General features: G+C 69.9%; 11 protein-coding genes and 1 pseudogene. 7 read left to right on the top strand and 5 right to left on the bottom strand.

From position 1 onward, the window contains the following. Positions 1-42 precede the first annotated feature (42 nt). Positions 43-549 (bottom strand): hypothetical protein, encoded by a 507-nt coding sequence (locus tag ACFY0F_RS05710; protein WP_388789447.1) that lies wholly within the window; start codon positions 547-549, stop codon positions 43-45. Positions 550-786: 237 nt separating this feature from the next. On the opposite strand from ACFY0F_RS05710, the pseudogene ACFY0F_RS05705 reads away from it, so the two are divergent. Further along, positions 787-1,628, top strand: a pseudogene (locus ACFY0F_RS05705) (transposase). 491 nt (positions 1,629-2,119) lie between these two features. Then, positions 2,120-2,740, top strand: a complete 621-nt coding sequence (locus ACFY0F_RS05700) for a hypothetical protein (RefSeq protein WP_388789444.1) — start codon at positions 2,120-2,122, stop codon at positions 2,738-2,740. Here ACFY0F_RS05700 and ACFY0F_RS05695 read toward each other — a convergent pair. From ACFY0F_RS05695 to ACFY0F_RS05685, 3 genes are all read right to left on the bottom strand, one after another. Continuing rightward, positions 2,730-4,397, bottom strand: a complete 1,668-nt coding sequence (locus ACFY0F_RS05695) for a hypothetical protein (protein ID WP_388789442.1) — start codon at positions 4,395-4,397, stop codon at positions 2,730-2,732. The genes ACFY0F_RS05700 and ACFY0F_RS05695 overlap by 11 nt on opposite strands. A gap of 101 nt (positions 4,398-4,498) precedes the next feature. Further along, positions 4,499-4,876, bottom strand: a complete 378-nt coding sequence (locus ACFY0F_RS05690) for a hypothetical protein (protein ID WP_388789439.1) — start codon at positions 4,874-4,876, stop codon at positions 4,499-4,501. A gap of 646 nt (positions 4,877-5,522) precedes the next feature. After that, positions 5,523-6,407 (bottom strand): LysR family transcriptional regulator, encoded by an 885-nt coding sequence (locus ACFY0F_RS05685; protein WP_388789437.1) that lies wholly within the window; start codon positions 6,405-6,407, stop codon positions 5,523-5,525. Between the two features lie 84 nt (positions 6,408-6,491). Between ACFY0F_RS05685 and ACFY0F_RS05680 the strand changes: the two genes are divergently transcribed. From ACFY0F_RS05680 to ACFY0F_RS05660, 5 genes are all read left to right on the top strand, one after another. Then, positions 6,492-7,199 carry a succinate dehydrogenase gene (locus ACFY0F_RS05680; RefSeq protein ID WP_388789434.1) on the top strand — a complete coding sequence of 236 codons (708 nt, stop codon included), beginning with the start codon at positions 6,492-6,494 and terminating at the stop codon, positions 7,197-7,199. Position 7,200: 1 nt separating this feature from the next. Next, a complete protein-coding gene (locus ACFY0F_RS05675; protein WP_388789432.1) occupies positions 7,201-9,141 on the top strand; it encodes a fumarate reductase/succinate dehydrogenase flavoprotein subunit in 1,941 nt (646 codons plus the stop codon). Beyond that, positions 9,138-9,887 carry a succinate dehydrogenase/fumarate reductase iron-sulfur subunit gene (locus ACFY0F_RS05670; protein ID WP_388789430.1) on the top strand — a complete coding sequence of 250 codons (750 nt, stop codon included), beginning with the start codon at positions 9,138-9,140 and terminating at the stop codon, positions 9,885-9,887. Before ACFY0F_RS05675 ends, ACFY0F_RS05670 begins: the two co-directional genes overlap by 4 nt. A gap of 158 nt (positions 9,888-10,045) precedes the next feature. Further along, complete coding sequence (locus ACFY0F_RS05665) at positions 10,046-10,816, top strand: GNAT family N-acetyltransferase (protein ID WP_388789427.1); 771 nt, start codon at positions 10,046-10,048, stop codon at positions 10,814-10,816. Then, positions 10,816-11,640 (top strand): lysophospholipid acyltransferase family protein, encoded by an 825-nt coding sequence (locus tag ACFY0F_RS05660; protein WP_388789425.1) that lies wholly within the window; start codon positions 10,816-10,818, stop codon positions 11,638-11,640. The genes ACFY0F_RS05665 and ACFY0F_RS05660 overlap by 1 nt, the downstream gene beginning before the upstream one ends. A 3-nt stretch (positions 11,641-11,643) precedes the next feature. Here the strand turns inward: ACFY0F_RS05660 and ACFY0F_RS05655 are convergent, their stop codons facing one another. Next, positions 11,644-13,983 carry an ATP-binding cassette domain-containing protein gene (locus ACFY0F_RS05655; protein WP_388789422.1) on the bottom strand — a complete coding sequence of 780 codons (2,340 nt, stop codon included), beginning with the start codon at positions 13,981-13,983 and terminating at the stop codon, positions 11,644-11,646. Between the last annotated feature and the right edge of the window lie 3 nt (positions 13,984-13,986).

The raw sequence follows: 13,986 nt of genomic DNA, 5'->3' as shown, positions 1-13,986 counted from the left end.
TGACGTGGCCGTGTGGGATGCCCCTGCGGCCGGTGCTCCTCGTCAGGCGGGGACGGCAGTGGTGTCGAAGGTCAGGTGGACAGCCTGATCGTGGAGGGCGGCGGTGCTGACGACCGCAACGGTCTCGTCTCCGATCGCGGCGAGGGTGGCGGTGTAGCCGCCGTACGTGACCGCCTGCGCATTCACCTCCGTTCCGTCAACGACGAGCCGGCCTGTTCCGACGGTGAGTACGTTGGGCAGCCAGCTCGGTCCGTCAGGCGAAGAGTTGAAGAGGAACTCACTCAGGAGCGCGTCGGGCTTCAGGGTTGAGAACACGCGGACGTGGTCAGGCAGGCGCCGCTGGGTGGTGACCTGCACCAGCATGGTGTGCTCCTCGTAATATCCGAGGTCGAGCCGCTGGAGGAAGCCGTCGACGGACCCCTGGCCCACCAGGCGGCGCCATCCGGGCTGGGGTCGTACGAGGACGGCCACTGGGCGGCTGAACGCCCGGAGTGTCTCCAGCCAGATGCGATGGTCGGGGCGGCCCGGGTGGGCGGCGCTGTGGAACATGACAGCCCCCTTTGAACGGTCGCAGCCGCGGGCGCGGTGCCTTCATCGTGGCATCGCCCCCGCGTTCGCGGGCCGGAATAACGACGGACCCGATCATGGAGAACACCGCGGCGGGGCGAAGGAAAGGTGCGTGCCGCGCGCGGGACCCGAAGCGTCCGCAGCAAGGGTGCGTATCGGGTCGTGATCGATCTGCGGGAATCGCCCTCGCGGCGGGCCTGAACCGGTAGATCTTCTTGCGTGACACGAGTTCAACTGACGGACAGTGAATGGGAGTCCATCGGGCCGTACCTGCCGATCGGTGAGTACGGCCCGTATCCCGAGCGGCTGCGGCAGCAGTTCGAGGGTGTGATCTGGCGGTTCAGGACCGGCGGACAGTGGCGGGAGATGCCGCAGGAGTTCGGTGCCTGGCCAACCGTCCACAACCGCTTCCGGCAGTGACGCGACGCCGGTGTCTTCGCGGCCCTGCTGGAGGGCCTGATCGCGGAAGCGGCGAAGCGGGGTGAGGTGGATCTGTCCCTGGTCAGCATCGACTCCACCACCGCGCGCGCTCACCACGACGCCGCCGGGATGCACGTGGACCAGGACGTGCTCACCGCCCTGGAGAAGGCCGCGGCCGAGGAGGAGAAGGCCAGGCCAAAAGGGGCGGCTCCGAAGAACGAAACGGGCAGGAAGCCGAAGCAGATCCGGAGCGGGAGGAGCGACGACGCACCCGGCGCCGACGCAGACTCCGTCTGAAGGCCGCCCTCCTGGGACGCTCCAGGGGCGGGCAGACCAGCAAGGTCCACCTCGCCGCTGACCGCAAGTGCCGCCCGCTGGCATTCGTCCTGACCGCGGGCCAGGCCGCAGACAGTCCGCAGTTCATCCCCGTGCTCAACAAGATACGGGTCCGCGGGCCCCTCGGCCGCCCCCGCACCCTGCTCGACGAATGGGCCCACATCCGGCCCTACACCTCAGACACCGAGCGACAGGCCGCATTCCCGGACTGGCTGGACTGGTACAACTACCACCGACCCCACATCGGAATCAGCGGCCACACCCCAGCCAGCCGCGTCACCAACCTGTCCGGACAGCACACCTAGTGCCGCGTCAGGCGATGTTCGCCCGTGCCGATGACTTCACGTAGGCGCTCATCCGTGGCGTGGCGGACCCGCCAGACGATGTAGCGAGAATTCCGGCAGTTACTGCGATGGCCCTCCGGAACGGGGGACGTCACAGATTGCAGCGACGTTCGCCCGACAGCTACTCGCGGGGGTGACGGCTCATGACGAGCAACAGCCGATCCGGCCGTCTGATGGCACCACCTGAACCGCGGATACGCGGTCCGTTCGACTGAGGTCACAACCCACCCGGCCCGGAGGACGACCAGTATCACCACCAACGACACTGAGCTGAAGGACGATACAGCCGGTGACGGCGTGCAAAGTCGCCGCCTCACGCCCCCGGCACGCGCCAATGCGCGAAGGTTTGCAACCATCCGCCATGGCCGATGAAAAGCACACCTCCACTAAATTCGAGGATCTGATGTGATGAACCACGCCCGACACCGGTAAACCTCTGGGAAGGTACTGCAATGCGTCTGTTCGCCGATCATTTCTCGGGTCCGCCGTCCGCTGAGCGATTCGCGGGGCAGCTGTGGTTGCGGGAGCGGCCCGGTGCACTCAACGAGATCGAATGGCGACTACGTCCTGGTTTGCCGGCCTTGGTTCTTTACCACGCCAGAATCACGTCTTCCATGTCCCTGTTACTGGCCTGCTGCGGCAATGCTTTCGACTCGACATTGACCGTGATGCGGGAGGGCGCCGACGAGCAGTTGGCCATGGAGTTGGTGAAGCACTGGACGTCCTTCGCGCACATGGTGGTCAATGGGCAGAGAGGTGATCTCTCCGATCTCGGGATCACGTTGGTCACCGACCCCGTTGACGGTGTGAAGGGCGGCTGTGTTGCCACGATCGTGAGCCCGCGCGCGAGCGAGAGCGAGCTGAAAGACGCCCTGGCCCGGGTGATCAGGGGAGCGACCTCCGCGATCGGGGAAGGGGTCGAGGCAGCTGAGCGTTCACCCCGCATCCATAGCCTGCTGACCCGGCAGTCGGATCACGCGGTGCTGGACGACCGGCTGGAGGCCATCGCCGCGACCGGGTTTCGTTTCGGTGACACCAGGTCCTTGCTCGATCTGGACTGGCCTACAGAATGAACATGGGCCTTCCGTCGCGGACAGTGAAGAGGGGGTTGCCGAGCTTGTCGAAGCCGGTGCGGCGGATCAGGTCCATCGTTTCGTCGAACGTCTCGGCGACGCCGTGAAGGTCGCGGTCCTCCTCGAACAACCGGCGCGCGGTGTCCAGGTCTGGCAGCGCGCCGGTGGACATCACCAGGCCGCCCCAGGCCAGCGCGCGGACGTAGCGGATGCGGTCGAACACACCGGCCAGCCCGGCAGGCGTGAGGAGCGTGACGGACTTGGCCACCGCATCGAGGTCGGGAGCGCGCTGCTCCATCGCCGCGGTGAGTACCCCGGCCGCCAGGTGGGTGAACACCTCGGTGGCGACGGTGGCGCGATCCCGCGCGATCTCCAGCGGATAGATCACGCCGGACGCCTGCCTGGCGACGTCGCGCAGCAGCGTGAGCAGTTCCTGAGCCTCACCCTCCGCCCGGGACAGGGCGGCCCGCGTACTGTGGAAGGAGTGCCGCCAGTCCTCGCTCGCGTCGTCTGAGAACCAGTACACGGGCGTGTCGTCGCCTATCGACAGCTCGATGGCGGCGCAGCCATTGTAGGCGTCGATGGAGACGTTGACGTGCCCGTCGACCACCGTCCCGATGGGCAGTCCGAACGCGTACGTGCCGGTCATGACCACCTGTTCGCCGTCCTTGACTGTGTACCGGTCGCGCTCGCCGACGGCGACCGTGACCGGGTGACGGCCGAGTGACAGCACCGTGCGCTGGAACATCAGCGCGATGTTCCGGACGAGGTCCTCGTCCGAAGCGCGTTCAAGCGTCTCGTCGTGCAGCGCGATGAGCCGGTCCGCACCCAGGTCGGCGGTGGCGTCGTCGACCTCCCATCGCCGGTTGCAGTGGCGCGCCCACGCGTCGAACTCCGTGTACATCTTCCGGTCCCGGTTGCTCGCGAGGAACTCGTCGAGGTTCGCGGCGTGGTCCGCGCGGCCGAAGTCGATCACCCGCCGCACGAAGTACTCGATCATCTGGTCGACCGCATGTTGGCTGTCGTCCTCGTCGAGCAGATGGGCGATCAACCCGAGGTCGGTGTACAAGTATTCGATAGCGTAGGAGAAGAACAGCTCGGGGTCGCCAAGGCGGGCGTCGACGCCCATGCTGGCGCTCCACAGCGCCTTCACCAGGAGATAGCCGGGCAGATAGCCGCCACCCTCGGGGTCGGTCGACTGGATGAGGACATCGAGGCGGCGGGTCACGACCTGCTGCTGTCGACGCGTCGAACCGAGGACGAAGTCGAGCATGTTGCGGGTCACCGCGTCCCGGTGCTCCTCCGGTTCGAAGGATGCGATCACGCCGGGGCTGAAGTAGTCGGCGACCCGGGCCAACACCGGGCACAGCCGGGGCAGCGTGCCGTGCGACGACAGGTCGAACTCGGCAAACAGTGCCAGTCCCTCGGCGAGCGGGCGCTGGAGCGCGATGAAGGCCTCGTACCGCATCATGGCACCGGTGATCCGGCGCGCGAGATCCTTGTCCCGACCCCCACCGCGGTAAGCCGCGGCATCGGTCAGCGCGCGCTGGTGCAGCAGGCTGACCGCCATGCCGACAGCGTTCATGAAGCACCAGTGGTGGGTCGCCTCGTGCAGGAAAGCCGGCAGGCAGTCGGGCGAGATGTGCCGTTGGATCACGCCCTGGACGTGCTTGCCTGCCCGGAAGGACGAGATGGCGGTCTCATTGGTGATGGGGTTGATGAAGCTGCGCCCGCTCAGCGCCGACGCGAAGTGCTCGCTCAGTTCTCGTCACCGACCATCTTGTTCCAAGGGATTCCGGTGGCGGAGCCGAGTTCCTTCGCCAACGCGGAGTCGATGGGCTCGCTTGACGTGTCCCGCCACTTCACGGTCCTCCGCTCAACCCGGCCATCGGGATGCTCGATCTCGACAACCTGCTCGAACGACTTGCCCCGGTGGCGGTACACCAGGTAGCTGACCATCCCCTTGAGCGCGATGGCGGAAGCGACCAACTCAACAGTCACCATGCCGAGATCGCCGAAGCTTCCCTCTGGCACGGGATCGTTGCGGAATACGATCGCCTCGCGGTCGACGAACTCGCCCAGCTCAAGGGCATCGGACCTGGACAATCCTGGTAAGCGGATCTTGCTTGCTGACACGGAAGTCTCCCAACAACGCACGGCGGGGCGGCATCGTACCGCGCGCGGTGGCGTTGCCGTATCGCGTCAGAACGGATTGGAAGGGCTCGTTCGAGCTGTCGGCATTCCGCGCGCACAACCACCTGGCCACTGTGATTCGCGGCCGGGTCAAGGGTGAATTCGCGCAGGTGGTGGCCTAGTTCGGGGCGGCGCGGATGGAAGGGATGCCCACGTGGGTACTGGGAGGCAAGAGCGAGTTCATTTGACTCAGGCGCACCACGCGGCACCCGTCGTGCACAAACTTCCGATTGTCATTCGAGTGCCTGACGTGGGTGGGCGGGTTGGGTGACATGTGAGCCTGGCGGGACGATGTTCCGCCGTCGGAAATCGCCACCCCGCCGGAGATCCGCCTCGGCGCACGCGGCGGCCGGCCATGCGGGTGGCGGTGTGACTCTTGAGCCGCGGCTGTCCAGCTCGTTGCGGGGGGCGCTCCCTGAGACCGCGAAGTCGTCTACTCCTGCATCAAGCCACGCTCGCCCCGTCGATCACGTCGCGAAGCCGTTCGGCGACGGTGCGCTTGTGCCGCCAGATGATGTAGCGGCGAATCATGCTGCCTTGCCCTTTGGCGGCTGGCGTGGTCGGAGCCGCTGCCTCATGCGGCACCGGCTCACCGCTCGAGCAGCATCCGCTGCAACTCCCGAGCCGCCCGAGGCGGAGCCACATCGCTGCGGTGCGCCAGCGCGATCGTCCGGGCCAGCCCCGGCCGCCCCAACGGAGTGACCCGTAGCTCCCGCCGGGACTTTGTCGCGACCATGCGCGGTACCACCGCAACCCCCAGCCCCGCCCGTACGAATCCCAGGACGGCGTCCATCTCGCCCCCCTCCACCGCGAAGTCCGGCTCGAACCCCGCGGAGCGGCACGCGGCCACGGTCAGCTCCCGCAGGTCGTAGCCGTGCCGGAACATCACCAGCCGCTCACCCTCCAGGTCGGCGATGCGCACCTGCCGGCCGCCCCGGCCCGGTGCCGGCGCCTCCGGTGACGACACGACCACCAGGTCCTCGCGCAGCAGCTCCACCGTGGTCAGGGCGGGCGACGGCGTCGGCAGCGGGAGCACGACCAGGGCGAGGTCCAGCGCGCCGCGCGCGAGTTCCCGTACCAGGTCGTGGGAGCCGCCCTCCTCCACCAGCAGCCGGATGCCGGGATAGCGGTCGTGGAAGGCGCGCAGCACGTCCGGCAGCAGACCGGTGCACAGGCTCGGTGTGGCGCCGAGCCGGACCCGGCCGCCGCGCAGCTGCACCAGCTCCTGCACTTCGTGCCGGGCGGTGTCCGCGTCGGCCAGGATCCGCCGGGCCAGCGGCAGCAGCGCCTCGCCCGCGTCCGTCAGCGTGATGTTGCCCCGCGCCCGCTGGAACAGGTCCGCCCCGAGCTCCCGCTCCAGTGCCTTGATCTGCTGCGAGAGCGAGGGCTGTGACACGTGGACCAGATCGGCGGCGCGGGTGAAGTGCCGGGTCTCGGCGACCGCGACGAAGTACTGGAGCTGCTGGAACTGCACACAGCCAGCATAGTCTGCGCCTATCGAAACGAGCCGGAGCATGTCTTGGACCGATGGGGCCGTCCGGCCCTAGCGTCTTGAGCCATGGCTCTGGCAACGCGGACGGACCGACGGCCGTCCATGGCGCGCACCGTGTGGGACTCCACCGTCGGCAAGAAGACGGTGATGGCCGTCAGCGGCGTGATCATGCTGCTGTACCTGGGGGCCCATGTGATCGGCAACCTGAAGATCTTCTTCGGGCCCGAGGAGTTCAACCACTACGCGCACTGGCTGCGCACCGTCGGTGAGCCCTTCATGCACTACGAGTGGACGCTGTGGCTGATCCGCGTCGTGCTGATCGCCGCCGTCGTCGCACACGCCGTCTGCGCGTACCAGCTCAGCCGCCGCGACCTCAGGGCGCGCCCCAGCAAGTACGTGCACACGAGGCCCCGGGCGAGCTACGCGACGCGCACCATGCGCTGGGGCGGGATCATCCTCGGGCTGTTCATCGTCTGGCACATCCTGGACCTGACCACCGGCACCGTGCACTCCGGAGGCTTCCAGGCGGGCCACCCGTACCAGAACGTGGTGGACACCTTCTCCACCTGGTACGGCAACGTCATCTACATCGTCGCGATGCTGGCGCTCGGCCTGCACATCCGGCACGGCTTCTGGAGCGCCGCCCAGACCCTCGGCGTCGGCAGCCGCAGCCGCGACCGGGCCCTGAAGACCGTCGCCGACGTCCTCGCGCTGCTGCTCACGGCCGGCTTCGTCGCCGTACCCGTGGGCGTCATGACCGGAGTGGTGAGCTGACATGACCTACACCGATTACGTCACCGGCGAACCCGTCGCCGACACCAGGGCGCCGTCCGGACCGGTCGGCGAGCGCTGGGACAAGCGCCGCTTCGAGGCCAAACTGGTCAACCCCGCGAACCGCCGCAAGCACACGGTCATCGTGGTGGGCACCGGCCTCGCGGGCGGCTCCGCGGGTGCCACGCTCGCCGAACAGGGCTACCGCGTCGTCCAGTTCTGCTACCAGGACTCCCCGCGCCGCGCCCACTCGATCGCCGCGCAAGGGGGTATCAACGCGGCGAAGAACTACCGCAACGACGGCGACTCGATCCACCGCCTGTTCTACGACACCGTCAAGGGCGGCGACTTCCGGGCGCGGGAGTCCAACGTCCACCGCCTCGCGCAGATCTCGGTGGAGATCATCGACCAGTGCGTGGCACAGGGCGTGCCCTTCGCCCGCGAGTACGGCGGTCTGCTCGACACCCGCTCCTTCGGCGGCGTCCAGGTCTCGCGCACCTTCTACGCCCGCGGCCAGACGGGCCAGCAACTGCTGCTCGGCGCCTACCAGGCACTGTCCAGGCAGATCGCCGCGGGCAACGTCGAGATGCACCCGCGCACCGAGATGCTCGACCTGATCGTCGTCGACGGGCGGGCCCGGGGCATCGTGGCCCGTGACCTGATCACCGGAAAGATCTCCACGTACTTCGCGGACGCCGTCGTCCTCGCGACCGGCGGCTACGGCAACGTCTTCTACCTGTCGACGAACGCCATGAACTCCAACGCCACCGCGATCTGGCGGGCCCACCGGCGCGGCGCCTACTTCGCCAACCCGTGCTTCACGCAGATCCACCCCACCTGCATCCCCCGCACCGGCGACCACCAGTCCAAGCTCACCCTGATGAGCGAGTCGCTGCGCAACGACGGCCGGATCTGGGTGCCCAGGGCCAAGGGCGACAGCCGGCCGCCGGGCGAGATCCCCGAGGACGAGCGCGACTACTACCTGGAGCGCCTCTACCCGTCCTTCGGCAACCTGGTCCCGCGTGACATCGCCTCCCGCGCCGCGAAGAACGTCTGCGACGAGGGCAGGGGAGTGGGCCCCGGCGGACAGGGCGTCTACCTCGACTTCGCCGACGCCATCGAGCGCATGGGCCGAAAGGCGGTCGAGGCCAGGTACGGCAACCTCTTCGACATGTACCAGCGGATCACCGACGAGGATCCGTACGAGGTGCCGATGCGGATCTACCCCGCCGTGCACTACACGATGGGCGGCCTGTGGGTCGACTACGACCTGCAGACCACGATCCCCGGGCTGTTCGCGATCGGCGAGGCCAACTTCTCCGACCACGGCGCCAACCGGCTCGGCGCGTCCGCGCTGATGCAGGGCCTCGCCGACGGCTACTTCGTGCTCCCGGCGACGATCAACGACTACCTGGCCCGCAACCCGCACCAGGAGACGGTGACCGCCGGACACCCCGTCGTGCAGGAGGCGCTCGCCGAGACCGAGGACCGCCTCAATCTGCTCCTGGCCGTGGACGGCGACCGCACCCCCGACTCCTTCCACCGCGAACTCGGCGAACTCATGTGGGAGTTCTGCGGCATGGCCCGCACCGACGCGGGACTGCGCAAGGCCCTGGAGCGGATCCCGCAGATCCGCGAGGAATTCTGGCGCCGGATCAAGGTGCCCGGCACCGGCGAGGAGTTCAACCAGTCGCTGGAGAAGGCCAACCGGATCGTCGACTACCTGGAGCTCGCCGAGCTGATGTGCCTCGACGCCCTGCACCGCACCGAGTCCTGCGGCGGCCACTTCCGCGAGGAGTCCCAGACCCCCGACGGCGAGGCCGCCCGCAAGGACGACGAGTTCTCCTACGCGGCCGCCTGGGAGTTCACGGGCGAAGCCCCGATCCTGCACCGAGAAGACCTGGTCTTCGAGTACGTCCACCCCACCCAGCGGAGCTACGCATGAAGCTCACCCTGCGCGTCTGGCGGCAGCGCGACGCCCACGCCGAAGGCGCCATGTCCACGTACGAGGTGGACGGCATCTCCTGCGACATGTCCTTCCTGGAGATGCTCGACACCCTCAACGAGGAGCTCATCCTCAAGGGCGAGGACCCGGTCGCCTTCGACCACGACTGCCGCGAGGGCATCTGCGGCGCCTGCTCCCTCGTCATCAACGGCGAGGCGCACGGCCCCGAACGCACCACCACCTGCCAGCTGCACATGCGGTCCTTCCAGGACGGCGACACGATCGACATCGAACCGTGGCGGGCCGCGGCCTTCCCGGTGATCAAGGATCTGGTCGTGGACCGGTCGGCCTTCGACCGGATCATCCAGGCCGGCGGTTACATCACCGCACCGACCGGTGCCGCGCCGGAGGCGCACGCCACGCCGGTGCCCAAGCCGGACGCCGACTTCGCGTTCGAACACGCGGAGTGCATCGGCTGCGGGGCGTGCGTGGCCGCGTGCCCGAACGGGGCGGCGATGCTGTTCACCTCCGCCAAGATCAACCACCTGAACGTGCTGCCGCAGGGCGCGCCCGAGCGGGAGACGCGGGTGCTCGACATGGTGGCCCAGATGGACGAAGAGGGCTTCGGCGGCTGCACCCTGGCGGGAGAGTGCGCCACCGCCTGCCCCAAGGGCATTCCCCTGATGTCCATCACCGGCATGAACAAGGAATGGCTGCGGGCCACCCGGAAGGCGGCGAAGCGGTAGCGCCGGTTCACGACGTGCGGCGTTCAACAGCCGCACATCCGCTCTCCCGGCCGCGGTCACGCGGGCGCCACCGGTGTCGGAAGAACTTGAGGGGCGGGCCGCGTCCGAGCGGTCCGCCCGCCGTCCTCGCCGACCCGGCCCGTCACCAGGAGACAGCCATGACCGGCGCCATCACGCTCGATCGCGCTCCGCAGCCCGCCGCACCCGTCCGCTACACCGTGACCCTGGCCCGTGACGAGGCCGACGTGCGGGCCGCGCAGCGGCTGCGCCACGACGTCTTCGCCGGGGAGATGGGCGCCCTGCTGGCCGGCCCGCAGCCCGGTCTCGACATCGACGCCTTCGACGCCTACTGCGACCACCTGCTCGTGCACGACACCCTGACCGGGCAGGTCGTCGGCACCTACCGGCTGCTGCCGCCGGAGCGGGCGGCCGTCGCCGGCCGGCTGTACTCCGAGGGCGAGTTCGACCTCGCCCCGCTGGACGGCATCCGGCCCGGCCTGGTCGAGGTCGGCCGGTCCTGCGTGCACCCCGACCACCGCGACGGCGCGGTGATCGGCCTGATCTGGGCCGGCATCGCCCGCTACATGGTCGACCGGGGCCACGAGTGGCTGGCCGGCTGCTGCTCGATCCCGCTGACCGACGGCGGCACCCTCGCCTCAGCCACCTGGGACCGGGTACGTGCCAAGCACATGGCTCCGGAGGAGTTCCGGGTACGGCCGCTGCTGCCGTGGGTGCCGAACGAGCCGGCCCCGGCCTCCCGCCTGGAACTCCCGGCCCTGCTGCGCGGCTACCTCCGCCTCGGCGCCTGGGTGTGCGGGGAACCCGCGCACGATCCGGACTTCGGGGTCGCCGACCTGTACGTGCTGCTGTCGATGCGCCGGGTCAACCCGCGCTACCTGCGGCACTTCCTCTCCCTCGTCCCCGCCTGATGAGCGTCTGGCTGCCCGGCGCGCCCTGCACCCCGGGGGCGTGCGTCGAGCGGGTGGGGTCCGCGAAGGCCGTACCGCGTGCCGTGCTGCGGCTGGCGGGGGTCACCGCCCTGCTGCTGGCCGGGATCGCGCTGGTCCCGCTCGCCGGGAGGATCCCCGCCGAGTGGGTCAGGCGGTGGTGCCGGGCGGTCGTCCGGGCCGCCGGAGTGCGGCTGCGGATCACCGGTGCCGCCGCGCCCACGGGCGGGGTGCTGCTCGTCGCCAACCACATCTCCTGGCTGGACATCCCGCTGCTGGCCGCCGTGCGCCCGGCACGCATGCTCGCCAAGACGGAGATACGGCGCTGGCCGGTGGCGGGCCCGCTGGTGGCCCGGGCCGGCGCCCTGTTCATCGAGCGGGACCGGCTGCGCGCCCTGCCGGACACGGTCGCCCGCATCGCCCGGGCACTCCAGGCCGGGGCGGCCGTCGTGGCCTTCCCCGAGGGGAGCACCTGGTGCGGGCGCGCCCAGGGCCGCTTCCACCGGGCCGTGTTCCAGGCGGCCATCGACGCGGGCGTACCGGTCCAGCCGGTCCGCGTCGGCTACCGCCTCGCAGGCGGGCCGGCCACCACCACTCCGGCCTTCGTCGGCGAGGACACCCTGCTCGCCTCGGTGTGGCGGGTGGTGTCGGCACGCGGTCTGGTCGCCGAGGTGGAGGTGCGCCCGGTCATCGAACCGGGCAGCCATCCCGACCGCCGCTCACTGGCCCGTGCCGCCCAGCCACTGGCCGCCGAGCCCGCCTGGACCCACGCGGCCCTGGTACGCGGGATCGCCGAAGCCGCCTGAGAATCAGCGGGCACCCGTCAGCTCGCGGGCCAGATACGGGGCCGTCGCGCTGCCCGCCGCCCGTGCCACCTCCGCCGGGGTGCCCGCCGCCACGATCCGCCCGCCCGCGTCGCCGCCGCCCGGACCCAGGTCGATCACCCGGTCGGCGTCCGCGACCACGCTCATGTCGTGCTCGACGACCACCACGGTGTGCCCGGCGTCGACCAGCCCGTGCAACTGGCGCATCAGCACCTCGACGTCGGCCGGATGCAGCCCGGTGGTCGGCTCGTCCAGCAGGTACAGGGTGTGGCCGCGGCGGCCGCGCTGCAGTTCTCCGGCGAGCTTGATGCGCTGGGCCTCCCCGCCGGACAGCTCCGTCGCGGGCTGCCCCAGACGCAGGTAGCCGAGGCCCACGTCGAGCAGGGTGCGCAGGCTGCGGTCCGCCGCCGGGACGTCCGCGAAGAACTCCGCCGCGCCCTCCACCGTCAGGTCGAGCACCTGGGCGATGTTCCGTCCCCGGTACGCGACCTGAAGCGTCTCGGGGTTGTAGCGCGCCCCGCCGCAGTCCGGGCACGGCGCGTACGTGCTCGGCAGGAACAGCAGTTCCACGCTCACGAAGCCCTCGCCCTGGCAGGTCTCGCAGCGTCCTCCCGGCACGTTGAAGGAGAACCGGCCGACGCCGTAGCGCCGCTTCCGGGCCTCGTCGGTGGCGGCGAAGACCTTCCGCACCACGTCGAACAGACCGGTGTAGGTGGCCAGGTTCGAGCGCGGGGTGCGACCGATCGGCTTCTGGTCGACGCAGACGAGCCGTCCGACGCCGGGGAGTTCCTCGGTGATCGCGCCGATCAGGGTGGACTTCCCGGAGCCGGACACGCCGGTGACGGCGGTGAACGCGCCGAGCGGGAACTCGGCGGTCACACCGCGCAGGTTGTGCCGGGTCACCGGGCCGACCTCCAGCCAGCCGCGCGCGGCGCGCGCCCGGCGCTCGGGTGCGGGGGCCTCGCGGAAGAGGAAACGGGCGGTCGCCGACTCCTCGACCGAGGCCAGGTCCGCGACCGGGCCGCTGTGCAGCACCTGTCCACCGTGCTCGCCCGCGCGCGGGCCGACGTCCACCAGCCAGTCGGCACCGCGGACCACGTCGAGATGGTGCTCCACGACGAACACCGAGTTGCCGGCCCGCTTCAGCCGGGCCAGCACCGTCAGCAGGGCCTCGGTGTCCGCGGGATGCAGTCCCGCCGACGGCTCGTCCAGGACGTACACCACTCCGAACAGCCCGGAGCGCAGCTGGGTGGCGAGCCGCAGCCGCTGCAGCTCGCCTGCCGACAGGGTCGGTGTGGACCGGTCGAGACTCAGATAGCCGAGGCCCAGCTCGACGACCGGAGCGATCCGCGCTTTCAGGTCCTCGGTGAGGACCCGGGCGGTCTCGGAGGCGCCGGTGAGCAGGCCGGCCAGCTCCGTCAGCGGCAGCGCGGCGAGCTGGGCGATCGTGCGGCCCGCGAAGGTCACGGCCAGGGCCTCGGGCCGCAGCCTGCTGCCGCCGCAGGCCGGGCACGGTGCGCTGGTCAGGAAGCGTTCCGCCTTGGCCCGCAGGGTCGGGCTCTTCGAGTCGGAGAAGGTCTTCATCACATACCGGCGGGCGCTCATGTACGTGCCCTGGTAGGGCCGCTGGATCCGGTCCGCGTCCCGCACCGGGTGCACGGTCACCACCGGCTGCTCGTCCGTGAACAGGATCCACTCCCGCTGGTCGGCGGGCAGTTCACGCCAGGGCCGGTCCACGTCGTACCCGAGCGCGTCGAGGATGTCCCGCAGGTTCTTGCCCTGCCAGGCACCCGGCCAGGCGGCGATCGCACCCTCCCGGACCGACAGCGCCGGATCGGGGACCAGCAGCTCCTCGCTGGTCCGGTGCACCCGGCCCAGCCCGTGGCACTGAGGGCAGGCGCCGGCCGCCGTGTTGGGGGAGAAGGCGTCGGAGTCGAGCCGCTCGGCGCCCGGCGGATAGCTGCCGGCGCGTGAGAACAGCATGCGCAGGGAGTTGGAGAGGTTCGTGACCGTGCCGACGGAGGAGCGGGAGGTCGGCGCCGCGCGACGCTGCTGGAGGGAGACCGCGGGCGGCAGCCCGGTGATCTCCCCGACCTTCGGTGCCCCGACCTGGTGGATCAGCCTGCGGGCGTAGGGGGCCACCGACTCGAAGTAGCGCCGCTGGGCCTCGGCGTAGATCGTGCCGAAGGCCAGCGAGGACTTCCCCGAGCCCGACACACCCGTGAACACGGCCACCACGTCCCGCGGAACGTCGACGTCCACCCCCTTGAGGTTGTGCTCTCGGGCGCCGCGGACACGGACATACGGATCATGAGGGCTGTGCATCCG

It is taken from the genome of Streptomyces sp. NPDC001544, assembly GCF_042894285.1.
Taxonomy (GTDB): Bacteria; Actinomycetota; Actinomycetes; order Streptomycetales; family Streptomycetaceae; genus Streptomyces.
This window is presented reverse-complemented; position numbering and strand designations above follow the sequence as displayed.

Coding starts and splice junctions, on each gene's coding strand:
- ACFY0F_RS05710 (WP_388789447.1), bottom strand. CDS start 549: ATGTTCCACAGCGCCGCCCACCCGGGCCGCCCCGACCATCGCATCTGG.
- ACFY0F_RS05700 (WP_388789444.1), top strand. CDS start 2,120: ATGCGTCTGTTCGCCGATCATTTCTCGGGTCCGCCGTCCGCTGAGCGA.
- ACFY0F_RS05680 (WP_388789434.1), top strand. CDS start 6,492: ATGGCTCTGGCAACGCGGACGGACCGACGGCCGTCCATGGCGCGCACC.
- ACFY0F_RS05675 (WP_388789432.1), top strand. CDS start 7,201: ATGACCTACACCGATTACGTCACCGGCGAACCCGTCGCCGACACCAGG.
- ACFY0F_RS05670 (WP_388789430.1), top strand. CDS start 9,138: ATGAAGCTCACCCTGCGCGTCTGGCGGCAGCGCGACGCCCACGCCGAA.
- ACFY0F_RS05665 (WP_388789427.1), top strand. CDS start 10,046: ATGACCGGCGCCATCACGCTCGATCGCGCTCCGCAGCCCGCCGCACCC.
- ACFY0F_RS05660 (WP_388789425.1), top strand. CDS start 10,816: ATGAGCGTCTGGCTGCCCGGCGCGCCCTGCACCCCGGGGGCGTGCGTC.
- ACFY0F_RS05655 (WP_388789422.1), bottom strand. CDS start 13,983: ATGCACAGCCCTCATGATCCGTATGTCCGTGTCCGCGGCGCCCGAGAG.